Here is a 23,842-nt window from a genome sequence, read left to right as displayed (position 1 = left end):
TAGGGTGGCGGACACAGGACTATCCGAAACCAAGGGGATCAGCCATGTCCGAAGAAGCCTTTATCTATGAGGCCATCCGCACGCCGCGCGGCAAGCAGAAGAACGGATCGCTGCACGAGGTCAAGCCGCTCGACCTGGTCGTCGGCCTGGTCAAAGAGCTGCGCAACCGCTTCCCCGACCTCGACGAGACGCTGATCAGCGACGTGATCTTGGGCGTGGTGTCGCCGGTCGGCGATCAGGGCGGCGACATCGCCCGCACCGCGGTGCTGGCTGCGGGCCTGCCCGACACCACCGGCGGGGTGCAGCTCAACCGGTTCTGCGCGTCCGGCCTGGAGGCGGTGAACACTGCCGCGCAAAAGGTGCGCTCCGGGTGGGACGACCTGGTGCTGGCCGGGGGCGTGGAGTCGATGAGCCGGGTGCCGATGGGCTCCGACGGCGGCGCGTGGGCGCTGGATCCGGCCACCAACTACGACTTGGGCTTTGTGCCGCAGGGCATCGGCGCTGACCTGATCGCCACGCTCGAGGGTTTCTCCCGTGAGGACGTCGACGCCTACGCGCTGCGCAGCCAGGAGCGCGCCGCCGCGGCATGGTCGGGCGGCTACTTCGCCAAGTCTGTGGTGCCGGTCCACGACCAGAACGGCCTGCTGATCCTCGACCACGACGAGCACATGCGGCCCGACACCACGATGGAAGGTTTGGCCAAACTCAAGCCCGCCTTCGAAACGGTGGCAGCGCTGGGTGGCTTCGACGACGTGGCGCTGCAGAAGTACCACTGGGTGGAGAAGATCAACCACGTCCACACCGGCGGCAACAGCTCCGGCATCGTCGACGGCGCCGCCCTGGTGCTGATCGGATCCGAGGCCGCGGGCAAGTCGCAGGGCATGACCCCGCGGGCGCGCATCGTGGCCACCGCCACCAGCGGCGCCGAGCCGACGATCATGCTGACCGGCCCGACGCCGGCCACGCGCAAGGTGCTGGACCGCGCCGGCCTGACGATCGACGACATCGACCTGTTCGAGCTGAACGAGGCGTTCGCGTCGGTGGTGCTGAAGTTCCAGAAGGACCTCAACATTCCCGACGAGAAGCTCAACGTCAACGGCGGTGCGATCGCGATGGGCCACCCGCTCGGTGCCACCGGTGCGATGATCCTCGGCACCATGGTCGACGAGCTGGAGCGCCGCAACGCCCGGCGCGCTCTGGTCACACTGTGCATCGGCGGCGGCATGGGTGTCGCCACCATCATCGAGAGGGTTTAACGGCATGGCAGACAACACGATTCAGTGGGACAAGGACGCCGACGGCATCGTCACGTTGACCATGGACGACCCGTCCGGGTCGGCCAACGTGATGAACGAGGCCTACATCGAGTCGATGGGCAAGGCGGTGGATCGCCTCGTCGCCGAGAAGGATTCAATCACCGGTGTGGTGATCACCAGCGCGAAGAAGACCTTCTTCGCCGGCGGGGACCTGACCGCGATGGTTCAGGCGAAGCCGGAGGACGCCGGGCAGTTCTTCGACACCGTGGAGCGGGTCAAGAAGCAGCTGCGCACGCTGGAGACGTTCGGCAAGCCCGTCGTCGCGGCCATCAACGGGGCCGCACTCGGCGGTGGCCTGGAGATCGCGCTGGCGTGTCACCACCGGATCGCCGCCGACGTCCCGGGTAGCCAGATCGGTGTGCCTGAGGTGACGCTCGGCTTGCTTCCCGGTGGTGGCGGCGTGACGCGCACCGTGCGGATGTTCGGCATCCAGAAGGCGTTCGTGGAGATCCTGGCGCAGGGCACCCGGTTCAAGCCGGCCAAGGCCAAGGAGATCGGTCTGGTCGACGAGGTGCTGCCGAGCGTCGAGGAGCTGGTGCCTGCGGCCAAGGCCTGGATCAAAGCCAACCCGGACGCGCATGTGCAGCCGTGGGACAAGCAGGGTTACAAGATGCCTGGCGGCACCCCGGCGTCGCCTTCACTGGCGGCGATCCTGCCGTCGTTCCCGTCAAACCTGCGCAAGCAGCTCAAGGGTGCGCCGATGCCGGCGCCGCGCGCGATCCTGGCCGCCGCGGTCGAGGGCGCGCAGGTCGACTTCGACACCGCAAGCCGCATCGAAAGCCGGTATTTCACGTCGCTGGTCACGTCGCAGGTAGCCAAGAACATGATCCAGGCGTTCTTCTTCGACCTACAGCACATCAACTCCGGTGGCTCGCGGCCCGATGGCTACGAGAAGACCACGTTCAAAAAAGTTGCGGTGCTCGGTGCCGGGATGATGGGCGCGGCCATCGCCTACGTGTGCGCCAAGGCCGGCATCGAGGTGATCCTCAAAGACGTGACCTTGGAAGCTGCGCAGAGGGGCAAGGAATACTCCGAAAAGCTGGAAGCCAAGGCGTTGCAGCGGGGCAGGACCACCCAGGAGCGCTCCGACGCCCTGCTGGGCCGCATCCATCCGACCGCTGACCCGAACGATGCCGCCGGCGCCGATCTGGTGATCGAGGCGGTGTTCGAGTCGGTTGAGTTGAAGCACAAGGTGTTCGGTGAGATCGAGCCGGTGGTGGCGCCCGACGCGGTGCTGGGCTCCAACACCTCCACCTTGCCTATTACGGAGCTGGCCACCGGAGTCAAGCGGGCCGAGGACTTCATCGGCCTGCACTTCTTCTCGCCGGTCGACAAGATGCCGCTGCTGGAAATCATCAAGGGCGAGAAGACGTCTGACGCCACCCTGGCGAAGGCTGTGGATCTGGCGATGCAGATCGGCAAGACGCCGATCGTGGTCAACGACAGCCGCGGCTTCTACACGTCGCGTGTGATCGGCACGTTCATCAACGAGGCGATCGCCATGCTCGGCGAGGGTGTCGAGCCGGCCAGCATCGAACACGCCGGCAACCAGGCCGGCTATCCCGCGCCGCCGCTGCAGCTGTCCGACGAGCTCAACATGGAGCTGATGGCCAAGATCGCCAAGGCCACTCGCGAAGGCGTGGAAAGTGCGGGGCAGACCTACACGCCGCACCCGGCCGAGGCCGTCGTCAACAAGATGCTCGAGCTGGGCCGGCCCGGGAAGCTCAAGGGTGCCGGGTTTTACGAGTACGTCGAAGGCAAGCGGGCCGGCCTGTGGCCGGGACTGCGGGAGGCGTTCAACTCCGGCTCGTCGCAGCCTCCGTTACAGGACATGATCGACCGAATGCTGTTCGTCGAGGCGCTGGAAACCCAGAAGTGTCTTGACGAGGGCGTGCTGACTTCCACAGCGGACGCCAACATCGGATCGATCATGGGGATCGGTTTCCCGCCGTGGACCGGGGGCACCGCGCAGTTCGTCGTCGGCTACCCCGGGGGCAAGGCGGGCTTCGTCGCCCGGGCCCGCGAGTTGGCCGCCAAGTACGGTGACCGGTTCCTGCCGCCGGACTCGCTGACCTCTTAGCGCGAAAAGACGCAAAAGCCCCCGAAACAACGTCGTTTTGGGGGCGTTTGCGTCTGTTGGGCACTACCTCTGGCGCTCCAGGAGATAGCGGCGTCCCTCGAATCGGGCTGCGAATCGGCCAGCGATTCCGCCCTGCGGCGTCCATCTTGGTTCATCCGCCGCTGAGAGCAGTGCCCATGCGGGAGTGAAGCGGCGCTCGACCTCGGGTTGATCGACTCCCGGCGGCCCGAAGCCCCCGCTTCGTTTGAAGGCGAGCAATAACAGCCGCGCGTCCGGCGCGGCGACCGCGCTGATCTCCTCCACGTACAGGTCACGATCGTGGTCGCTCATGCCGTGGAAGCAGCCGTTGTCCACGACCAGCTGGAAGGGTCCCTTGATTCCGCCCTGCCGCAGGTGGGTGACGTCCGCGTGCACGAAATCGACGGCAGCGCCGGCGGCTTTCGCCTTGGCGCGTGCCTTGTCCACCGCCTTGGCGGTGAAGTCAACTCCGGTGACGTGCCATCCGTGCTGGGCCAGATAGATGGACGCATCGCCGGTGCCGCATCCGACGTCGAGCGCTGATCCTGGCGGCAATGCGTCGGCTCCCTCGACCAGTTCTCCCAGCGCCGTCGAAAGCGGATGACCGTCCCACGGCGTAAACCCGATCGCGTAGAAGACCCGAAACAATGTTTGTCTTGATGCCATGGCCTCACCGTAATCCGTGGTGGCCGTGGGTTGAAGCTCTTCCGGGTCGGCCGTCAGCCCTCGGCTGCCGCGGCGATTCGGCGCCATTGCTCGCGGGGAAAGGCCCTCTGGTCAGCCAGCAGCACTTGCACGCACACATGGTCAGCACCGGCCGCCTTGTGCTCTTCGACCCTGCGCATGACCGCTGCCTCGTCACCCCAGGCGATGATCGCGTCGAAGAGCCGATCGCTGACCTGCGACAGATCGTCCGCCGAAAAGCCGCTGCGTAACAGGTTGTTAGCGTAGTTGGGTAGCGCCAAATAGGCGCGCAGCCAATCGGTTCCGATGGCGCGGGCTTCGTCGGCGCTGTCGGACAGGATCACGGTCTGCTCGGGAAGCAGCAGCGGGCCCTCGCCCAAAACCGAACGAGCCGTGGCCGTGTGCTCGGGGGTGACCAGGTAGGGATGGGCGCCTCGGGAGCGGTTGGCCGCCAGCGCCAGCATTTTCGGGCCGAGCGCCGCCAATACCCGGCGCTCGACCGGCACCGGCTGCTGCGCGGCGTCCAGCGCATCCAGGAACGATGCCGTCGCCGCCAGCGGTTTACGGTATCGCCCGGGCTCGCGGGAGTCGATGAGCGGCGCGTGGCTGACACCGATACCCAACAGGAAGCGGTCGCTGTGCTCAGCCGTCAGCGATGCGTAGGAGTTGGCGACGTCGCCGGGTTCGTGCATCCACAGGTTCAGGATGCCGGTCGCGATCACGGTCTGTTTTGTCGCGGCCAGCAGGCGCTCCACGGCGTCGAACACCGGCCCGCCCACATCGGGGATCCACAATGCCGTGAAGCCCAGTTCCTCTAATTCGGCTGCCGCCTCGGTAGATTCGGCTGGGTCGCCGTAGCGTAGTTGGCTGCTCCATATTCCGAGGCCGGAAAGCTCCATGCGTCAATGTTGCCAAACGCTGGCACCGTAGTCGGGCACCGGGATGGAGTCGTGCATGCGTACCCCGGTGGTGTTCAGCTTGGCGATGGCACGGCTGAGCGGTGTCGGCAGTGCCGACACCAGCTGGGCACTCCGGGTCATCGCCCAGAGCGCTGCCCGCGAAGCAGGGACCACGGTTTTCGCCGCACCGCGCGCGAAAGCACGGCTGCGCCGTACCGGTTCACGCATCTGTCGTTCGTAGGCCGCGAACGCTGCGCGGTAATCGCCACGCGCGCGGGCCAGTTCGCCGGCCAGCACATAGGCGCCGACCACCGCGAGGCTGGTGCTGCCGCCCACCGCTGGGCCAGGGCAGTATCCCGCGTCGCCGACGAGAGTCACTCGCCCACGCGACCAGCTGTCCAGCTGCAGTTGGGTGATGGAGTCGAAGTAGAAGGCCGGAGTGGTGTCGAGGTGTTCAAGCCAGCCGTCCACCCGCGGATGCATTCCGGCGAAGGCCTTTCGCAGTAAGTCCTTTTGCCTTGCCATATCTCGATGGTGGTATTGTAGTTCGGGGCTGTGGAACACGAACACCGCTCGCGCGTCGTCCAGGTGATGCGCACTGTAGATTCCGGCCATGCGGCCGATCCCGACGTGACCGATCATTTCCCCGTGCGGCGCCAGCGATTTCGGGGCAGACGCCACCGCCAGATAGCCCCGAGATACCGGCTCAGGCCGGCGTCCTCACCGAAGACCAACCGCCTGACGTTGGAATGTAGCTCGTCGGCGCCGACCACGACGTCGAACCTGCGAGAAGTCGCCTGTTCGAATGTCACCTCGCCGTCGGCCGAAATTGCCGTGATCGCGTCGCCAAAGAGGTACTCGACATCGGCAGCGTCGTAATAGATTTCACTGAGGTCGTTCCGCATGATCTCGACGTGCCGGTCGGAAGCGGCCCGGTAGATCTTGGTGAGGTCGACGCGGATCGGCCGTCGCGACCTGTCCCGGTAGATGCTCAGTCGCGTCGTGTTGGTGGCGCGCTCCTCGATGCGGGGGAGCACGCCCATCTTCGCCGAGATCTCCATCGCCGGCCGGAACAAGTCGACGGCGTGGCCGCCGGTCTTACGCAAGGTCCGTGCACGCTCGACGACTGTCACGTCGAACCCATATCGATCCAGCCAGAACGCCAGCACCGGCCCGGCGATGCTGGCTCCCCGACACGCCCTATAAAGAATTGCGTACCGCAGTCGTCGAGGGCGCGCTGGCCGCTTTGGGTATGTGACGCCGGTTTAGAGTCGGCAGCTATGCGCTTTGGACTTTTCATCCCGCAGGGCTGGCGACTGGATCTGGTCGGTATCGAACCCGCCAAGCACTGGCCGGTGATGCGGGAGCTGGCCGGCTACGCCGACGACAGTGCGTGGGACTCGTTGTGGGTCTACGACCACTTTCACACGGTGCCCATGCCGACCGGCGAAGCTACCCACGAGGCGTGGTCGCTGATGGCGGCCTATGCGGCAACGACATCGCGGATCAAGCTCGGTCAGATGTGCACCGCGATGAGTTACCGCAACCCGGTCTATCTGGCCAAGGTGGCGGCCACCGCCGACATTATTTCCGGCGGTCGTATCCAGATGGGTATCGGCGGCGGCTGGTACGAACACGAATGGCGCGCTTACGGTTATGGCTTCCCGGCGGCTCGGGTGCGGCTCGGGCGGCTCGACGAGGGCGTGCAGATCATGCGCGACGCGTGGCGCGATGGCAAAGTCAGCTTCACCGGCGAGCACTACCAGGCCGACGGCGCAATCGTGGCACCAAAACCATTGCAGGACAGCGGAATTCCACTGTGGATAGCCGGTGGCGGGGAGAAGGTGACCTTGCGGATCGCGGCGAAATACGCTCAGTACACCAACTTCACGCCCGAGCCGGAGGCGTTCGCCCACAAGTCGCAGGTGCTGGCAGGCCACTGCCGCGACGTGGGCACCGACTTCGACGCCATTGTGCGCTCTGTCAACGTCAATGCCGTGCTGGGCGCCTCGGAGGCGGAGGTCAAAGACCGGCTGCAGCGCGTCCGCGACCGGATCGTCGGCTACATACCCGAGTCAGCGGCCGATGCGATGATCACGGGCACCACCGGGACGGAATCGGCGACAGGCACGGCGGAGCAGGTGATCGAGCGGTTCGAGCGCCTGCGCGCGCTGGGCTGTGAGTACGTCATCTGCTACTTCCCGGAAGCGGCCTATGACCGGTCCGGTATCGAGCAGTTCGAACGGGACGTGATCCCCGCATTGGGGTAGGAGAATGGGATTTCCACTTTCGTGGAATGCTGTTGTACGGTCTGGTGCGGAGCACTATTCTCTTCTCTGACTTCGGAGGATCGCCCGATGCAGAAGGCGTTAGCACCGGATATCTCTACCTGGCCGGATGACAATCCACAGCTGGTCGGCAGTCGTTGCGAGGACTGCGGTGCCACCACGTTTCCGGTGCAGCAGCGTTGCCCACGCTGTAGCGGCGGCCAGATGTCGGAGCTGCTGCTGCCGCGTCGCGGCACCCTGGTGGCCTGGACCACTCAAGGGTTTCCGCCGGGGCCTCCCTATGCCGGTCCGACCGGCGACGCGTTCACCCCATTCGGGGTCGGCCTGGTACAGCTTGGCGATGTCATCCGCGTCGAGGGGCGGCTCACTGAAAACGATCCGGCCAAGCTGCGGTTCGGCATGGACGTTGAGCTGACCATGGTGCCGTTGACCACCGACGCCGAAGGCAACGAGGTCATGACGTTCGCCTTCCGGCCGGTCTGAATCACAAGGAGTGGCGAGATGAACGACGTGGCGATTATCGGTGTGGGCCTGCACCCGTTCGGGCGCTTCGAGGGCAAGTCCGCGATGGAGATGGGGGCCGACGCGATTCAGGCCGCGCTGGCTGATGCGAGCCTGGACTGGAAGGGCATCCAGTTCGGTGTCGGTGGCAGCCATGAGGTGTCCAATCCCGATGCGGTCACCAGACTGGTGGGGCTGACCGGAATTCCGTTCACCGACGTGTTCAACGCCTGCGCTACCGCCGCCAGTGCTACTCAGCTGTGCGCGGACACTATCCGGTTGGGCAAGTACGACATCGGCATCGCCGTGGGAATGGACAAGCATCCTCGTGGCGCCTTTACCGACGACCCGGCCAAGCTGGCGCTTCCGGCCTGGTACGCGGAGAACGGCCAGTTCGTCACCACCAAGTTCTTCGGGATGAAAGCCAACCGCTACATCCACGAGCATGGCATTTCTCCCGAAACGCTTGCCAAGGTGGCCGCCAAGAATTTCCGCAATGGGTCGTTGAACCCCAACGCGTTTCGGCGCAAGCCGTTAACCGAGGAGCAGATCCTGGCCTCGCCGGTGCTGAATTACCCCCTGACGCAATACATGTTCTGCGCTCCCGACGAAGGAGCGGCGGCGGTGATCATGTGTCGCGCCGACATCGCGCACCGCTACACCTCGAAACCGGTGTATCTGCGTGCGGCCGAGATCCGCACCCGCCGCTACGGCGCTTACGAGGTGCACGCGACATTTGCGCCTCTTGAAGAAGACGTGTCGCCGACCGTCTATGCCGCTAAAGCCGCGTTCGAGGCGGCCGGGGTTGCGCCGGAAGACGTCGACGTCATCCAGCTGCAGGACACCGACGCCGGCGCCGAGGTGATTCACATGGCCGAGGCGGGATTCTGCGCCGACGGCGATCAGGAAAAGCTGATCGCTGACGGCGCAACCGAGATCGGCGGCCCGATGCCGGTCAACACCGACGGCGGGCTGATCGCCAACGGCGAGCCGATCGGCGCATCGGGTCTGCGGCAGGTCCACGAGTTGGTACGCCAACTGCGCGGCGAGGCGGGCGACCGTCAGGTCTCCGACACCCCTCGGGTCGGGTTCGCGCAGGTGTACGGTGCGCCGGGCACCGCCGCTGCGACAGTGCTGACGACCTAGCGCGAGCAGACGCAAAAGTCCCCATTTCGCAACGAAATTCGGGACTTTTGCGTCTGCTCGCCATACTAGACGGCCGGGCCCAGTAGGTCGTCGGCGTCCTTGATGACGTAGCCGTAACCTTGTTCGGCCAGGAACCGCTGGCGGTGCGCGGCGTACTCGGCGTCCTGGCTGTCGCGGGCCACCACCGAGTAGAACACCGCGCCGCCGCCGTCGGCTTTGGGCCGCAGCAACCGGCCGAGACGCTGTGCCTCCTCCTGCCGTGACCCGAAAGTGCCCGAAACCTGCACAGCGACAGACGCTTCCGGCAGGTCGATGGAAAAGTTGGCCACCTTGGACACCACCAGGGTGTTCACCTCACCGCGGCGGAACGCGTCGAACAATGCTTCGCGCTCGGCGATCTTGGTCGACCCTTGGATCACCGGCGCGTCCAGCAGCGTTCCCAGCTCGTCGAGCTGATCGAGATAGGCGCCGATCACCAGGGTGGGCTCGCCGGGGTGGCGGTTCAGGATCGACTTGACCACCGCGATTTTCGACCGCGCGGTCGAGCACACCCGGTAGCGCTCTTCAGGTTCGGCGGTGGCGTACGTCATCCGCTCGTTGTCGGTCAGCGTCACCCGCACCTCGACGCACTCGGCCGGCGCGATCCAGCCCTGCGCTTCGATGTCCTTCCACGGCGCGTCATAGCGTTTGGGCCCGATCAGGCTGAACACGTCGCCTTCGCGGCCGTCCTCCCGGATCAGCGTCGCGGTCAAACCCAACCGGCGCCGCGATTGCAGATCGGCAGTCATCCGGAAAACCGGGGCCGGCAGCAGGTGCACCTCGTCGTAGATAATCAATCCCCAGTCGCGGCTGTCGAACAGCTCCAGGTGGCGGTAGTCGCCCTTCTTGGTGCGACGGGTGATCATCTGATAGGTGGAGATCGTGACGGGCCGAATCTCCTTGCGCTCTCCCGAATATTCGCCGATCTCGTCCTCGGTCAGCGAGGTGCGGGCAACCAGCTCGCGTTTCCACTGCCGCGCGGCAACCGTGTTGGTGACCAAGATCAGCGTCGTCGCACTGGCCTTCGCCATGGCTGCCGCGCCGACCAGCGTCTTGCCGGCGCCGCAGGGCAGCACCACCACTCCGGAGCCGCCGGACCAGAACGAGTCCGCGGCCATCTGCTGGTAGTCGCGCAGGTGCCAGCCGTCTTGCCGCAGGCTGATTGGGTGCGCCTCGCCGTCGACGTAGCCGGCCAGATCCTCTGCGGGCCAACCGATCTTGAGCAGCATCTGCTTGACTCGGCCGCGCTCGCTGGGATGCACGACGACGGTGTCCTCGTCGATGCGGGCACCGAGCATCGGGGTGATCTTCTTGTTGCGCAGCACCTCTTCGAGCACTGCACGATCGAAGCTGACCAGCGTCAGGCCGTGCGCGGGATGCTTGACCAGCTGCAGCCGCCCGTAGCGGGCCATGGTGTCGACGATGTCGACCAAAAGCGGCTGGGGCACCGCGTAACGGGAGTAGCTGACCAGCGCGTCGACCACCTGCTCGGCGTCGTGGCCGGCGGCGCGGGCGTTCCACAGCGCCAGCGGGGTGATGCGGTAGGTGTGCACGTGCTCGGGGGCGCGTTCCAGCTCGGCGAACGGCGCGATCGCCGCCCGCGCTTCGCCGGCCAGCTCGTGGTCGACCTCGAGCAGCACCGTCTTGTCGGACTGCACGATCAACGGCCCGTCAGTCATGAATTCGATTATCCGGACTCCGCCGACACGTCAGCGCCGCTCCTGCTCATCGCTGCGCTCTGCATCGTCGCCGGCGCGCACGACGGACGTGATGCGGTGCACGGCGAAATCGCGCAGCCGCCCGGAGGCCGAATCAAAAGCCACCAGCTGGCCGCCGTGCAGGGTGATCGGCGACACCACCCGCTGGGTGGCCACCCCGGCGGCGTCGACGTAGCTGATCACGACCGTGGTGCCTTCCCGCACCGCCTCGTGCAGCAGCGACATGGCCGTCGCCGCATCGACGCGGATATTGGCAAATGGTGCGGCGGTGACTTTGCGCAGCACCGAGACGATGGCGCTCACGGTCTCACGGCTCGGCCGGGGGATCGGGCGAAGTGCGCGACGGTGTTGGGGGGTGGGCACCCGTGCGCCGCGGGCGCGGATGTCGACGATGGTGCCCGACGAATCCTCGGCGGCCGGCGCGAAGCCCGCGCCGCGCAACACCGCAAGCACTTCGGAGATCGGCGCCTGTGACACCGCCACGGTCGGCGCCAGCGCCCGCAGCTGCAGCTGTTGGGCGGCGGGAGTGGCCACCGCCTGAGCCAGCAGCGCTGGATCCTCGCAGCGCACAAACGATGTCGCCATTCCGACCCGAAGCTGCCCGTGCCGACGTGCTACGTCGTCAATGAGGTAGGTAAGGCCTTGCGGTACTGGCGTTTTGGAGTGCTTCGCGAAAAGCGCGTGCAGCCAGTCGGCGGTCTTTCCGATGTCCAAGGCATGCCGGATCGACTGCTCGCTGACGCGGTAGACCATCGCCGCGCCGGCGGACTCGACCGTCGCGACCGCGCCCAATTCCTCGGCCAGACGCCGTTTCAGCGGTCCGGGCGCCACCACTGTCAGGTCCGCCTGCACCAAGAAGTGGTCGATCGGCTCCGGCAGCGCCCGCGTCATCGCGGCCACAACGACGTCGGTCTCCTGGTCCAGCAGCGCGCGGCCCGGCGTACTGATCGCGCCGCGTCCCACCAAGCCGAGGAAGTGCGCTTCATCGAGCAGGTCTGCGACCTGCCCGGGTTGCAGCCGCTTGGCCCACCGGGGCCGCCGCCACACCAAGGCTGCCGAGGCGGAGGCCTCGTCGACCCCGGCGCCGGGCGGCAGCTCGGCCAGCATGGTCAACATCAGCCAGCGGTCCAGCGGGGCCGCGGTCGAGTACACCGAATCCGACAGAGCGCCATAGGGTTTCGCATCAGGCCCGCGGGTGCCGATCAGCGCGGGACGCGTAGGCAGCTCCAGCCAGGTGCGGGCCAGCAGATGCCAGCGCTCAGCGGTGGACGCTTCGGCGAACCGGTCGGCGGCCACCGTCGGCGCCCAGTACGGTCCGTCGCCGTCGTCGGGCAGCGGAGTGGGAATGCCGCTGGCGATCAGTCCGGCGGCCGCCGCCACCTCCAGAATCAGGCCCAGCCGGGCGTCGTCGATGCCGGTCACCTTCGCCAGCCGCTTCACTTCGCGGACCCCGAGTCCGCCGCTGCGCAGCTCGGGAACCGGTGCCGCGGCGAATGTTTCGAGCAGCATGTCGAGCTCGCGCAGCAGGTCCATGACGGCTCCGGCCGCGGCGGCGTCGACGTCGGCTTGGGTGGTCGTGGTGACCACGGGATCGGGCGGGCGCAATTGCGTCGGTCCGGGGTCTTCGCCGCGCAGCAGGTGCCCGACCTGGCGGGGGAGGATCACCGTCTCGGCGTCGACACGCCGCAGCAGTCCCTTGGCCAGTAGCCGCGGCACCGGACGATCCGCCGGGGCGCCGGGCGCGGCGTCGCGGGTGCGCCCCATCGGGGAGCCTTCCAGCAGCTTCTCCAGCACGACGAGCTCGGCGTCGTCGAGACCGTCGATGAGTTCGGTGATCTGCTCCCCAGTGCGGGTTTCGTCCTCCAGGGTCACCTGGCCGGGGTACCAGGGCAGCCCGCTGCCGGCCTCGGCTGCTACCCGGACCTCCGTGTCGCCCCACACCAAGGCCCGCTCCTTGAGGTCCTCCAACGCGGCCACCACGTCGGCTTCGGGCGCACGCTCGCCGAACAGCGCCAGCAGCTTGGCGACTGGGACCGGCTCGGCGTCGGCGTGCAGGACCAGCAGCGCGTCGATCAGTGCCAGCCGCAGGAAGTCGAGCTCGTCTGTCGCGGCCTTGATCGACTGGCGGGCCTGAGCCCGCGCGGCCAGCGCTGCGATACTGCCGGGCGGCGGCTGTGCGAGATCTGGCCGCAACTCCAACAGTCGGATCAGCCGCTCGTCGGGCAGGTCGGCCAGCCAGGACCCCAGGGGGATGTCCGGGGTGTGTCGGGTCATTGCTGACCAGCGTAAAGGAGGCGAGTGTGGACGGGTCAGACGTCCAGTGGCCAGTTATGGCACGCCTGCCGATTGCGTGCATTAAGTGGCCACTCGGCCAGCTACGAGCGAGGAGTGGCGCCGCTTGCGCCGACGAGACCTGTCAGAATGGTCCCGTGGCAGACAACGCTGAGAACAAAGCGCAGAAGACCCGGTACGTCGATAACGGCTGGCCGACGACCAATCCCGACGACCACGCGGTGAGCGAACTGCGGACCGACCGCACGGGCGCGTTGTCACCGTACGGCGAGGTGGTGTTCCCGCTGCCTGCCGACGACCTGCCCTACGTCCACCCGGTCACGGTCGTCAACCGATAGCCGGAGACCTACGTTGTCCGGGACGGCAGCAACATCGGGCGCGGGCCGCCTTTCGCACCTGGACGAGCGGGGAGCGGCGCACATGGTCGATGTCACCGAAAAGGGGCCGACCAAGCGCACCGCTGTCGCCGCCGGCGCGTTGCGCACGTCGCCCGAAGTGGTGACCTTGATTTCCTCCGGGGGTCTGCCGAAGGGCGACGCGCTGGCCACCGCGCGGGTGGCGGGCATCCTGGCCGCCAAGCGCACCAGCGACCTGATTCCGTTGTGCCATCAGCTCGCGCTCACCAGTGTCGACGTCGATTTCAGCGTCGGCGAGTCGGACATCGAGATCACCGCGACCGTTCGCAGCACCGACCGCACCGGGGTTGAGATGGAGGCGCTGACCGCGGTCAGCATTGCTGCGCTCACCCTCTACGACATGATCAAAGCGGTGGACCCCGCCGCGCGCATCGACGACATCCGCGTGCTTCGCAAGGACGGCGGCCGCAGCGGCAGCTGGATGCGGTGATGGGCGCCCGATCCGCGCGAGTCATCATCGCTTCCACCCGCGCATCTGCCGGCGTGTACGACGACCGGTGCGGGCCGATCATCGCCGAATGGCTTGAACAGCATGGGTTTTCGGCTGTACAGCCGCAGGTGGTTGCCGACGGCGATCCGGTGGGTCAGGCGCTGCGCGACGCCGTCGGCGAGGGTGTCGATCTGATCATCACCTCTGGCGGCACCGGTATCTCGCCGAGCGATGACACTCCGGCTCAGACCGCGTCGGTGCTCGACTACGAGGTTCCCGGGCTGGCCGATGCGATCCGCCGTTCGGGCCTGCCCAAGGTGCCGACGTCGGTGCTGTCCCGGGGGTTATGTGGCGTCGCCGGGCGGACGTTGATCGTCAACCTTCCCGGCTCGCCCGGCGGGGTGCGCGACGGGCTCGGGATACTCGCCGATGTGCTCGACCACGCGCTGGACCAACTCGCCGGAAAAGACCATTCGCGATGACCTTGGTGTTGCGAGCGGAGCTCACCGAAGAGCCGATCCTGCTGGCCGACCATGAAGAACTGGTGAGCCATCAGGCTGCTGGCGCAGTGGTCGGCTTCGTCGGCATGATCCGCGACCACGACGGCGGGCGACAGGTGCTGCGGCTGGAATACTCGGCGCACCCGTCGGCCAGTCAGGTGCTGTCCGACGTGCTGAGTCAGATCGCCGAGCAGTCGCGGGGGGTGCGGGCGATCGCTGCCAGTCACCGGATCGGCGCGCTGCAGATCGGTGAGGCGGCGTTGGTCGCCGCGGTCGCCGCCGACCATCGCCGCGCGGCGTTCGAGACCTGTGCTCACCTCGTCGACACCATCAAGGCGCGGTTACCGGTGTGGAAGCACCAGTTCTTCGCCGATGGCACCGACGAATGGGTGGGTTCGGCCTGAGCGTTACTGGCCGGCCTGAGGCCGTTGACCAAGCGCCGCTAGCGCGCCGTTGCCGTTGACACCCTGCGCCTGAATGGCTTGCCACAGGTCCTTCAGGAAGCCGGAATCCATGTTCTGCGGAGCGGTCGCCGGCAGCCCAGACGTGTTGGGCATATTCGCCGGGTCGAGCATGGGCGCAAGTTGCGGCGGGAGCTGCAGGTCGTGCGCCGCCGAGCCGGCAGCGGCCGGATCAATCGGCAGCCCCGGTGCGGGATCACTCGGCGCAGGGGCGGCCCAATAGGAGACCGCTTGGGCCTGGTGGACCTCCGGCGCGTCGGCGGGAGGCGCTTGGTCGACCGCGGCCGGCTCGACCGGTGCGGCAGGCTCTTCGGCCGGTGCCTCGACCGCGGCGGTCTCGACCGGTGGCGCAGGCTCCTCGACCGGCGCCTGGACGGAGGTGGGGTCGACCGGTGGCGCAGGCTCCTCGGCCGGCGCCTCGACAGCGGCGGGCTCCACGGGAGCTGCTGGCTCGACCGGCGCGGCTTCGGCGACTGCCGCGGGTTCGGCAACCGGCGCGGGTTCGGCAACCGGCGCGGGTTCGGCAACCGGTGCGGGCTCGGCAGCCGGTGCCGAGGCGTCGAATGCGGCAGGCTCAGCCGCTGGAGCGGAGTGGTCGTCGGTAGCCAGCTCGACCGGCGGAGCCGGTGCATCGGGCGGTGTGGGGTCGGCGGGAGGCGCCGCTTCGGGCGGCGGAGCGTCGAAGGCCCCGGGCTCGCCGGTCACAGCCGGGCCGTCCGCCGGCTGGTCGTCCGCTGGCTGGTTCACCGGCGCGCTGGTGAGTACGTTGCGCGGCGTGGGGCTCGACAACGGCCCACCACACACCGGCCAGGCCCCGCGGCCCTGCGTGGCCAGCACCCGCTCGGCGACGGCGATCTGCTGCTCGCGGGTGGCCATGTGCGCTGACGGGGCGTACTGGCCACCACCGTGAGCGGCCCAGGTGCCTGGCGTGAACTGCAAGCCACCCTGGTAGCCGTTGCCCGTGTTGATCGACCAGTTGCCGCCGGATTCACAACGCGCTACGCGATCCCATTCGCCATCAGTCGCCGCGGATGCATGGGCCGCCAAAGCCATGCCGCCGCCCCCGATGACGGCTCCGGTAACGGCGATTTTGGCAACGCTGACATTCGATGTCGTGGGCTTACGATGCCGTCCGCTCATACGTCGGTAATTCCTCCCTGTAGGCGCCCACGAGGTCAGCTGTCGGGTTCGGGCTGGAGAGGTTGCCCGGCCATCGTCGTCATCCGCGGGGAAACGACGTGGCTTCACCCCAAGGAACCGCGAACGGCTCCAGTTCGGTCCGGGTGGACCGGTGGGTCCCCCGCCTCCATCCATGTGTTGTCGACGTCCCCGCCTACTGGATGGAGCTCGGCGCTATAGGCGGAGAGGGCCCGCCACCCGGTAATGCCTCGGCAAGCCCGCGGAAGACGGTATCGGGTCACGCCGCTTCCGTCATGTTTTCGTTTGCGCGGCGTTTCGCTTGCGGCAGTTAGGACAAACGCCAGGAAAGCGGATCGTTAACGCAGGTCGCAGGCGGCGAGATCAGTCCGTATCCGCGCCGTGATCGAACCGTTATGTGAGTGAAATCACACGTTTAACCGCCGGCGAATGGGGGCAGCACATCGATCGTCTCGCCGGAGTGAAGGGCCGTCTGTACGTCCCGGACGGCGATACCGTCGCACAGGTAGGAACAGCGGCTCAGCACCGTCGCCAACTGCGAATTCCTGGCTCCCAAGCCGTCGACCAGCTCGGCCACGGTGGCTCCCGGCCGCACGCAGACCGTTTCCGACTCGGCGCCGGCGGCCGCGCGCGCCGCCGCGAAGTAGCGGACAGTGACCCGGACGTCGCCGGGATCGTCGTAGACCATCGGTTCAGCCACCGATCGCGCTCATCGGCCGGTCGGGCTGGATGAAATGCGGGTCGTTGATGCCATGGCCGGCCGGCTTTCCCCACATCGCGGCACGCCAGGCCGCCTCGATCGCGTCATCGTCAGCGCCAGTGCGCAGCAGGCCCCGAAGGTCGGTCTCCTCCGTGGCGAACAGGCAACTGCGGATCTGGCCGTCCGCGGTCAATCGCGTGCGGTCACACGCCGAGCAGAACGCATGCGACACCGAGGCGATCACGCCGACCTTTCCGGCGCGTCCATCGGCGTCCTCGACCAGCCACAGCTCGGCGGGCGCCGAACCGCGTGGCGCCGGGTCGGGCCGAAGGCGGAAATGCGGCCGCAGCGCGGCCAGCACGTCGTCGGCAGTGAGCGCGGCGCCACGGCGCCATTGGTGGCCGGCATCCAGCGGCATCTGCTCGATGACCCGCAACTGATAGCCGTGTTCGAGGCAGAACCGCAACAGATCCACGACGTCCTCACGACCGGTCACCGGGTCGAGGACGGCGTTCACTTTGATGGGCTCCAGGCCGGCGTCCTTGGCAGCGGCCAGGCCGGCCAGCACGTCCGGGAGCCGGTCGCGGCGGGCGATCGCGGCGAAGTGGGCGCGGTCGACCGTATCCAGCGACACGTTGACGCGGTCCAGGCCCGCCTCAGCGAGCGCCCTTGCCCGCCGGCCCAACCCGAGACCATTGGTGGTCAGCGCGATCTCGGGCCGGGGCCGCAGGCTGGCTGAGGCGGCCACCACCTCTTCGAGGTGCCGGGCCAACAACGGCTCGCCGCCGGTGAAGCGCACGCTGGTGATGCCGAGCCGGGTGACCGCGATGTGCAGCAGTCGGGCCAACTCGTCCGGGCGCAGCAGGTGCTCGCTGGGCAGCCAGTCCAACCCTTCGGCCGGCATGCAGTAGGTACAGCGCAGATTGCAGCGGTCGGTCAGCGATACCCGCAGATCGGTGGCGATCCGGCCGTAGCTGTCCAGCAGCGGGCCGGCAGAGGGGACATCGGCGCGCATGACAGGGTCGTCCGCCCGGCGCCGCAGCGTCGGCAGACCCAGCGCGGTCACCGTCACGTGGGCACCCACTCCGACTGGGTCGTCGAGTCGACGGGGACGATCTCCTTGCCCAGCGGCACCAGCGACACCGGAATCAGTTTGAGATTGGCCAGCGCCAACGGAATTCCGATGATCGTCGTGGCCATCGCGATCGCGGTCACCACATGCCCGATCGCGAGCCACAGACCGAAAAGCACCACCCAGATGACATTGCCGATCAGCGCGCCGGTTCCAGCACCGGGCTTCTCGACGATGGTGCGCCCGAACGGCCAAAGGGCGAAAGAGGCGATGCGCAGCGCCGCGAAACCAAACGGGATGGTGATGATGAGCAGGAAGCAGACCAGCGCAGCCAACAAGTAGCCGACGGCCAGCCACAGGCCGCCGAAAATCAACCAGATGACGTTCAGGATCAGGCGCATATCTCCTCCAGCGGTAGTGCCAGCCTACCGAGGAAACAGGGGTGCTCGTCGGGCCGGCATCCGAGTAGGATCAGCCATTAATCGCGTCCTGCGCAGGCGGGACGCTTCCTTGTGTAGCCCATCGTAGTGTGACCCGTCAGACAAGCAGGTGAGACCAGTGCCGACTGGCAAGGTGAAGTGGTATGACGCCGCCAAAGGGTTCGGCTTCTTGTCGCAGGAGGACGGCGAAGACGTGTACGTCAGATCCTCGGCATTGCCCGAAGGTGTCGAAGGGCTCAAGGCCGGACAGCGCGTCGAGTTCGGGGTGGCCACCGGTCGCCGCGGCCCGCAGGCGTTGAGCCTCAAGCTGATCGACCCGCCGCCGAGCTTGGCTCGAGCGCGCCGCGAGACCCCGGCCGAACACAAACACAGCCCGGATGAACTGCACGGCATGGTCGAGGACATGATCACCTTGCTGGAGAGCGCTATCCAGCCCGAGCTGCGCAAGGGCCGCTACCCGGACCGCAAGACGGCCCGTCGGGTCTCCGAGGTGGTCAAGGCGGTCGCGCGCGAACTGGACGCCTAGCGGCTCTTTGCAGCGAGCTTCACGATTGCGCCTCCATTGCGAGCTACTCTGAAGTAACTTGCGAGCTACTCTGGAGTAACAAGCAAGGGGGTGCCCGATGACACAGCAAGCGCAGGTCACCGAGGAGCAGGCGAGAGCCGTAGCCGAGGAATCCCGCGAAACAGGTTGGGACAAACCGTCGTTCGCCAAAGAGCTGTTCCTCGGCCGCTTCCCCTTGGAGCTCATCCACCCCTTCCCCCGGCCATCCGACGAGGAGGCGGCTCGTACCGAAGAGTTCCTGGGCAAACTGCGTGAATTCCTGCAAACCGTTGACGGCAGCGTCATCGAACGTGATGCGCAGATTCCCGACGAATACGTGAAAGGCTTTACCGAACTGGGCTGTTTCGGCATGAAGATACCGTCGGAGTACGGCGGGTTGAACATGTCGCAAGTCGCCTACAACCGGGCACTGATGATGGTGACCACCGTCCATCCCAGTCTGGGCGCGCTGTTGTCCGCGCATCAGTCGATCGGGGTGCCAGAACCGCTCAAGCTTGCCGGGACCGAAGAACAGAAGCGCAAGTTCTTGCCGCGATGCGCCGCCGGCGCGATTTCGGCCTTCCTGCTCACCGAACCGGATGTGGGCTCGGATCCGGCGCGGCTGGCCTCGACCGCGACCCCGATCGAAGACGGACAGGCGTACGAACTCGAGGGCGTGAAGTTGTGGACGACCAACGGTGTGGTCGCGGATCTGCTGGTGGTGATGGCTCGGGTGCCGAAGAGCGAAGGGCACCGAGGCGGCATCAGCGCCTTTATCGTCGAGGCCGATGCCCCCGGCATCACCGTTGAGCGGCGCAATAAGTTTATGGGCTTGCGCGGCATCGAAAACGGCGTGACGAGGCTGCATAAAGTCCGCGTCCCTCGGGAAAACCTGATCGGCCGCGAGGGCGACGGTCTCAAGATCGCGCTGACCACACTCAACGCCGGCCGGTTGTCCATCCCCGCGACGGCGACCGGGGCGGTCAAGTGGTTGCTCAAAATCGCTCGCGAATGGTCGGGCGAACGGGTGCAGTGGGGCAAGCCGGTCGGCAAGCATGAGGCGGTCGCCAGCAAGATCTCGTTCATCGCCGCGACGTGCTACGCGCTCGAAGCGGTGCTCGACCTATCCGGTCAGATGGCCGACGAGGGTCGCAACGACATTCGGATCGAAGCGGCGCTCGCCAAATTGTGGTCCAGCGAGATGGCTTGCGTGATCGCCGACGAGCTGGTGCAGATCCGCGGTGGTCGCGGCTATGAGACCGCGGAGTCGCTGGCCGCTCGCGGGGAACGCGCGGTAGCGGTGGAGCAGATACTGCGCGATCTGCGGATCAACCGCATCTTCGAGGGATCCAGCGAGATCATGCGGCTGCTCATCGCGCGGGAAGCGGTCGACGCTCACCTGACTGCCGCCGGAGATCTCGCAAACCCCAAAGCCGACTTACGGCAGAAGGCCAAGGCGGCAGCCGGCGCGAGTGGGTTCTACGCAAAGTGGTTGCCGCAGCTGGTTTTCGGCGAAGGACAACTGCCTACCAGCTATCGCGAGTTCCGCAGCCTGGCTACACATCTGCGGTATGTCGAGCGCTCAGCTCGCAAGCTGGCCCGCAACACCTTCTACGGCATGGCGCGCTGGCAAGCCGCCTTGGAGCAAAAGCAAGGCTTCCTCGGGCGCATCGTCGACATCGGCGCAGAGCTGTTCGCGATGTCGGCCGCATGCGTCAGGGCAGAGGCCGAGCGTGCCGCTGATTCGGCGCGCGGCGAACAGGCGTACGCACTGGCGGATGCGTTCTGCCAGCAGGCAACCCTGCGGGCTGAGGCGTTGTTCGACGCGTTGTGGTCCAACACCGACAGCACTGACGCTGCGCTGGCCGATGCTGTGCTGGAAGGCCGCTACACGTGGCTGGAGGACGGGATACTCGACCAGTCGGAGGGCACCGGGCCGTGGATCGCTGCCTGGGAACCCGGTCCGTCCACCGAAGAGAATGTGGCTCGGCGGTTTTTGACGGTATCGGAATCCTGATTGCCGAGGGGCATGCTGAAAGGCATGAGTTCCTATGTCGCTGAAGCGGGCGAGTTCACCCGCGACACCAACTACATCAACACGCGCATCACGGCTGACGGACGTGACGGATATCCCGTCGAGCCCGGTCGATATCGGCTAATCGTTGCCCGGGCCTGCCCGTGGGCCAACCGCGCGATCATCGTGCGACGACTACTCGGGCTCGAACCCGTTCTCTCGATTGGGTTTTGCGGTCCCACCCATGACGAGCGCAGTTGGACTTTCGATCTGGACCCTGGCGGCGTCGACCCGGTGCTGAAGATCCCGCGACTGCGGGATGCCTACCTCAAACGCTTCCCCGACTATTCGAAGGGCATCACCGTTCCGGCGATCGTCGATATTCCGACCGGCGCCGTCGTCACCAACGATTTCGCGCAAATCACGCTGGATTTCTCCACCGAGTGGACCGCGTATCACCGCGAAGGCGCGCCGCAGCTGTATCCCGAGCCGCTGCGGGCGCAAATCGACGAGGTCAACAAGCGGGTCTACACCGAGATCAACAACGGGGTGTACCGGTGCGGTTTCGCCGGCTCGCAACAGGCTTACGAGGCGGCCTACGACCGGCTGTTCACCGCCCTGGATTGGGTCAGTGAGCACCTGTCCGGTCAGCGATATCTGGTGGGCGACACCATCACCGAAGCCGATGTGCGGCTGTTCACCACGCTGGCCCGCTTCGACGCTGTCTATCACGGGCACTTCAAGTGCAATCGCCAGAAGCTTTCCGAGATGCCGGTGCTGTGGGCTTACGTGCGTGACCTATTCCAGACTCCGGGCTTCGGTGACACCGTCGACTTCGTCCAGATCAAGCAGCACTACTACATCGTGCACAGCGACATCAACCCCACCCGCATCGTGCCGAAGGGCCCAGACCTGGCCAACTGGTTGACGCCGCATAGTCGGGAAGCATTGGGCGGCAAGCCCTTTGGCGACGGAACCCCGCCCGGTCCGCCGCTCGATGCCGAACGGGTGCCCGCCGGTCACGGTGCGGAGCCAAACCGCTAACTCCACACCGTGCGCACCGACCATTCCGCGTGGGGCACATCCTGCAGTTCACCGGCGGCGTCGCGCACCAACGTCAGCAGCTGCACGACGATCCCGGTCAGCCGCCCGCGTTGGGCGTCGACGGTGGGGATGGTGACCGCCAGCCGCGCCCCGGGCCGGAAGTAGCTTGTGGTGGTGTTGTCTTCGTACACCCGAAGCAGCCGCCACGGCGCGCGCCCGATCGCGCCGGGAACCGAGAGCTGCACCGGATCGCGCGCGGTGACCGGCAACTCGCCTTGCGCGTGCGGTGTCTGACAGTCGTTGACGTTCAAAACATTGCAATACACATACGGGCCAACGCGGGTCAGGTGCCCGTAGGTGTATGCGCTGATCTTCGGTCGCTGCGGGCCGTGGCCGGGTACCAGGAGCCAGGTGCCGACCCCGGCGCCGACGGCCAGCACCACGACAACCGCCAGCAGCACTACGCGACGCGTCATTTGCGCCCGACCGCCGCCGCATCGCTCCCGCGGCGGCCACCTTCCTGCTCGACCATGACCGGCCGATTGCCACCGAAGCCTGGGATCAACGAATCACCGTGGTAGCTAACGACCGTTTGCGCCAGACCAAGGATCAAGATGGCGGTCACCGCGGTGAAACCGACCCACAGCTCGGTGTACAACATCACGCCCAGCGCGCCACCTAGCACCCAGGCCAGCTGCAGCGTCGACTCCGAGCGGCCGAAAGCCGAGGCCCGCGATTCTTCGGGCAGATCGTCCTGCAGCGAGGCGTCCAGCGATGCCTTCCCGATCGCACTGGCTCCCGATGTCACCAAGGTGGCCACGGCGGCCACCACAAGATTTCCGGCCACCGCCGCCGCCAGCGCCGCCGCCGTGACCGCCACGGTGCATCGCACGACGAGCACTGCGGGCCTGCCCAATTGCAGCCGCGCGCTGGTGAAGTTGCCGGCAAAGTTTCCCACCGCGGCAGCAGCGCCGATCAGGCCGAGCATGCCTAACTGCACCCACCCGCTGGCGTCATGTGCTTTGGCGACGAATGCCGGATACAAAAACAGGAATCCGACCATCACCTTGATCGTGCTGTTGCCCCACAACGCCGTGATGATATTGCGGCCCAACGGTTGTCGCAGCACACCGCTGGCCCGCTTGACCTCCTCGGGCCAGCTTCGGCGCGTGCGGGCAGTGGGGACGCGATAGCTCAACGTGGCGGGAACCTCGCCGGTGGTCACCTCGACCCAGCGCGGAATCCGCATCGACAACCAGGCGCCCGCCAGTGTCACGGCGACGATGAAAAACAGCGCGCCGGGCAACTGAAACAGGTGGGTCAAGGCGAACTCGATCCCGCTTGCGATGCCACCGCCGACGATCGTGCCGCCGAGCAGCCCGAACACCGTCAAGCGGGAATTCACCCGCACCAGGTCGATGGTCGGCGGCATGACCCGCGGCGTCACCGCGCTGCGCAACACACTGAACGACTTGGACAGCACCATCATCGCCAGCGCCGCGGGATAGAGCACCCATGACGGGAAGCTGCCCGTCGCGCCGTCGTAGTTCATGATCAGCACCACCGCCAGCGCGGTACGCAACACAAACGACAACGCCAGCGCAACCCGGCGGCCATGCTGCAGTCGATCCAGCGCCGGACCGATCAGTGGTGCGACCACCGCGAACGGTGCGATGGTAATCAATAGATACAGCGCGACCCGAGACTTGCTCTCGCCCGTCGCCGCCGCAAAGAACAATGTGTTGGCAAGTGCGACGGCCATCGCGGAGTCGACCGCGAAGTTCACCACCACCGGCCACGTCAGCGCGGTCAGTCCGGACTTGTCAGCGCCGTCGGCGGTGGCGGCGCGTTGCACGAGCCAGTACATCCGCGAACCCATCTCGCGGCTGCGCTGCGCTGCGGCGCGGGTGACGGTGATGCGTTCGCCAGAGGGCGCACCCCGCGGCGGCTCATTGCGTCCGCGCCCTTCAGCCGGGTCGTGCCGCAGCGGTGGCAGGTACCGGTTGGCGCTCGGCATCGGCGGCGGGCGGCGCAAGCGCTGATCACGGAAGTCGTCGGCCGGATAGTTGGCCATACCGGGAT

22 protein-coding genes, 1 pseudogene and 1 riboswitch are annotated in these 23,842 nt (G+C 66.8%); of the genes and pseudogenes, 12 read left to right on the top strand and 11 right to left on the bottom strand.

What is annotated here, in order from left to right:
• The first annotated feature begins 44 nt into the window (after positions 1–44).
• Together G6N15_RS04425 and G6N15_RS04420 are read left to right on the top strand one after the other, a co-directional pair.
• The gene (locus G6N15_RS04425) at positions 45–1,256 is read left to right on the top strand and encodes an acetyl-CoA C-acetyltransferase (protein ID WP_083087616.1); all 1,212 of its coding nucleotides are present in this window, start codon (positions 45–47) and stop codon (positions 1,254–1,256) included.
• A gap of 4 nt (positions 1,257–1,260) precedes the next feature.
• Positions 1,261–3,396, top strand: coding sequence for a 3-hydroxyacyl-CoA dehydrogenase NAD-binding domain-containing protein (locus G6N15_RS04420; protein ID WP_083087617.1), 2,136 nt, complete (start codon positions 1,261–1,263; stop codon positions 3,394–3,396).
• A 63-nt stretch (positions 3,397–3,459) separates the two neighbouring features.
• Here G6N15_RS04420 and G6N15_RS04415 read toward each other — a convergent pair whose 3' ends face one another.
• From G6N15_RS04415 to G6N15_RS04405, 3 genes and pseudogenes are all read right to left on the bottom strand, one after another.
• A complete protein-coding gene (locus G6N15_RS04415) occupies positions 3,460–4,080 on the bottom strand; it encodes a class I SAM-dependent methyltransferase (protein WP_083087664.1) in 621 nt (206 codons plus the stop codon).
• A gap of 53 nt (positions 4,081–4,133) precedes the next feature.
• Positions 4,134–4,997, bottom strand: coding sequence for an LLM class F420-dependent oxidoreductase (locus tag G6N15_RS04410; protein WP_083087618.1), 864 nt, complete (start codon positions 4,995–4,997; stop codon positions 4,134–4,136).
• Positions 4,998–5,000: 3 nt separating this feature from the next.
• A pseudogene (locus G6N15_RS04405) lies at positions 5,001–6,208 on the bottom strand (FAD-dependent monooxygenase).
• 69 nt (positions 6,209–6,277) lie between these two features.
• Between G6N15_RS04405 and G6N15_RS04400 the strand changes: the two are divergent.
• The 3 genes from G6N15_RS04400 (at position 6,278) to G6N15_RS04390 (ending at position 8,932) form a co-directional block, all read left to right on the top strand.
• A complete protein-coding gene (locus G6N15_RS04400; protein WP_083087619.1) occupies positions 6,278–7,267 on the top strand; it encodes an LLM class F420-dependent oxidoreductase in 990 nt (329 codons plus the stop codon).
• Positions 7,268–7,354: 87 nt separating this feature from the next.
• Positions 7,355–7,768 (top strand): Zn-ribbon domain-containing OB-fold protein, encoded by a 414-nt coding sequence (locus G6N15_RS04395; RefSeq protein ID WP_083087620.1) that lies wholly within the window; start codon positions 7,355–7,357, stop codon positions 7,766–7,768.
• A gap of 18 nt (positions 7,769–7,786) precedes the next feature.
• On the top strand, positions 7,787–8,932 hold the full coding sequence (locus tag G6N15_RS04390) for a thiolase family protein (protein WP_083087621.1): 1,146 nt from the start codon (positions 7,787–7,789) through the stop codon (positions 8,930–8,932).
• A gap of 65 nt (positions 8,933–8,997) precedes the next feature.
• Here G6N15_RS04390 and G6N15_RS04385 read toward each other — a convergent pair whose 3' ends face one another.
• The gene (locus G6N15_RS04385; protein ID WP_083087622.1) at positions 8,998–10,650 is read right to left on the bottom strand and encodes a DNA repair helicase XPB; all 1,653 of its coding nucleotides are present in this window, start codon (positions 10,648–10,650) and stop codon (positions 8,998–9,000) included.
• Positions 10,651–10,680: 30 nt separating this feature from the next.
• Positions 10,681–12,963, bottom strand: a complete 2,283-nt coding sequence (locus G6N15_RS04380; protein ID WP_083087623.1) for a helicase C-terminal domain-containing protein — start codon at positions 12,961–12,963, stop codon at positions 10,681–10,683.
• A 155-nt stretch (positions 12,964–13,118) separates the two neighbouring features.
• Here G6N15_RS04380 and G6N15_RS04375 point away from each other — a divergent pair, with 155 nt between their 5' ends.
• The 4 genes from G6N15_RS04375 to G6N15_RS04360 all read left to right on the top strand — a co-directional run bounded on the left by G6N15_RS04375 (position 13,119) and on the right by G6N15_RS04360 (position 14,731).
• Positions 13,119–13,319, top strand: coding sequence for a hypothetical protein (locus G6N15_RS04375; protein WP_083087624.1), 201 nt, complete (start codon positions 13,119–13,121; stop codon positions 13,317–13,319).
• An 82-nt stretch (positions 13,320–13,401) separates the two neighbouring features.
• Positions 13,402–13,827, top strand: coding sequence for a cyclic pyranopterin monophosphate synthase MoaC (gene moaC / locus G6N15_RS04370; RefSeq protein ID WP_232070345.1), 426 nt, complete (start codon positions 13,402–13,404; stop codon positions 13,825–13,827).
• Positions 13,827–14,309, top strand: a complete 483-nt coding sequence (locus tag G6N15_RS04365) for a MogA/MoaB family molybdenum cofactor biosynthesis protein (protein WP_083087626.1) — start codon at positions 13,827–13,829, stop codon at positions 14,307–14,309. Before moaC ends, G6N15_RS04365 begins: the two co-directional genes overlap by 1 nt.
• Complete coding sequence (locus G6N15_RS04360; protein ID WP_083087627.1) at positions 14,306–14,731, top strand: molybdenum cofactor biosynthesis protein MoaE; 426 nt, start codon at positions 14,306–14,308, stop codon at positions 14,729–14,731. The genes G6N15_RS04365 and G6N15_RS04360 overlap by 4 nt, the downstream gene beginning before the upstream one ends.
• A gap of 3 nt (positions 14,732–14,734) precedes the next feature.
• Here the strand turns inward: G6N15_RS04360 and G6N15_RS04355 are convergent, their stop codons facing one another.
• The 4 genes from G6N15_RS04355 to G6N15_RS04340 form a co-directional block, all read right to left on the bottom strand.
• Positions 14,735–15,928: a transglycosylase family protein gene (locus tag G6N15_RS04355; RefSeq protein ID WP_083087628.1), complete on the bottom strand. Its 1,194-nt coding sequence runs from the start codon at positions 15,926–15,928 to the stop codon at positions 14,735–14,737.
• Between the two features lie 8 nt (positions 15,929–15,936).
• Positions 15,937–16,151, bottom strand: a riboswitch (cyclic di-AMP (ydaO/yuaA leader).
• A gap of 210 nt (positions 16,152–16,361) precedes the next feature.
• Positions 16,362–16,634 (bottom strand): MoaD/ThiS family protein, encoded by a 273-nt coding sequence (locus G6N15_RS04350; RefSeq protein WP_083087666.1) that lies wholly within the window; start codon positions 16,632–16,634, stop codon positions 16,362–16,364.
• A gap of 4 nt (positions 16,635–16,638) precedes the next feature.
• Entirely contained in the window at positions 16,639–17,718 is a 1,080-nt protein-coding gene (gene moaA / locus G6N15_RS04345) for a GTP 3',8-cyclase MoaA (RefSeq protein ID WP_083087665.1), read from the bottom strand.
• A complete protein-coding gene (locus G6N15_RS04340; protein ID WP_083087629.1) occupies positions 17,715–18,119 on the bottom strand; it encodes a YccF domain-containing protein in 405 nt (134 codons plus the stop codon). Before G6N15_RS04340 ends, moaA begins: the two co-directional genes overlap by 4 nt.
• A gap of 157 nt (positions 18,120–18,276) precedes the next feature.
• On the opposite strand from G6N15_RS04340, the gene G6N15_RS04335 reads away from it, so the two are divergent.
• The 3 genes from G6N15_RS04335 (at position 18,277) to G6N15_RS04325 (ending at position 21,760) form a co-directional block, all read left to right on the top strand.
• Positions 18,277–18,684, top strand: coding sequence for a cold-shock protein (locus G6N15_RS04335; RefSeq protein WP_083087630.1), 408 nt, complete (start codon positions 18,277–18,279; stop codon positions 18,682–18,684).
• Positions 18,685–18,781: 97 nt separating this feature from the next.
• Complete coding sequence (locus G6N15_RS04330) at positions 18,782–20,719, top strand: acyl-CoA dehydrogenase family protein (RefSeq protein ID WP_083087631.1); 1,938 nt, start codon at positions 18,782–18,784, stop codon at positions 20,717–20,719.
• 24 nt (positions 20,720–20,743) lie between these two features.
• Entirely contained in the window at positions 20,744–21,760 is a 1,017-nt protein-coding gene (locus tag G6N15_RS04325; protein WP_083087667.1) for a glutathione S-transferase family protein, read from the top strand.
• On the opposite strand, the gene G6N15_RS04320 is transcribed toward G6N15_RS04325, so the two are convergent.
• Complete coding sequence (locus tag G6N15_RS04320) at positions 21,757–22,236, bottom strand: DUF2771 domain-containing protein (protein WP_083087632.1); 480 nt, start codon at positions 22,234–22,236, stop codon at positions 21,757–21,759. The genes G6N15_RS04325 and G6N15_RS04320 overlap by 4 nt on opposite strands.
• The gene (locus G6N15_RS04315) at positions 22,233–23,834 is read right to left on the bottom strand and encodes an MFS transporter (RefSeq protein WP_139797825.1); all 1,602 of its coding nucleotides are present in this window, start codon (positions 23,832–23,834) and stop codon (positions 22,233–22,235) included. Before G6N15_RS04315 ends, G6N15_RS04320 begins: the two co-directional genes overlap by 4 nt.
• Positions 23,835–23,842: the final 8 nt, after the last annotated feature.

Source organism: Mycobacterium noviomagense (assembly GCF_010731635.1).
GTDB classification, from domain to species: domain Bacteria; phylum Actinomycetota; class Actinomycetes; order Mycobacteriales; family Mycobacteriaceae; genus Mycobacterium; species Mycobacterium noviomagense.
Note: the sequence above shows the minus strand (reverse complement) of the source record. Positions and strands in the feature narration are given on the sequence as shown.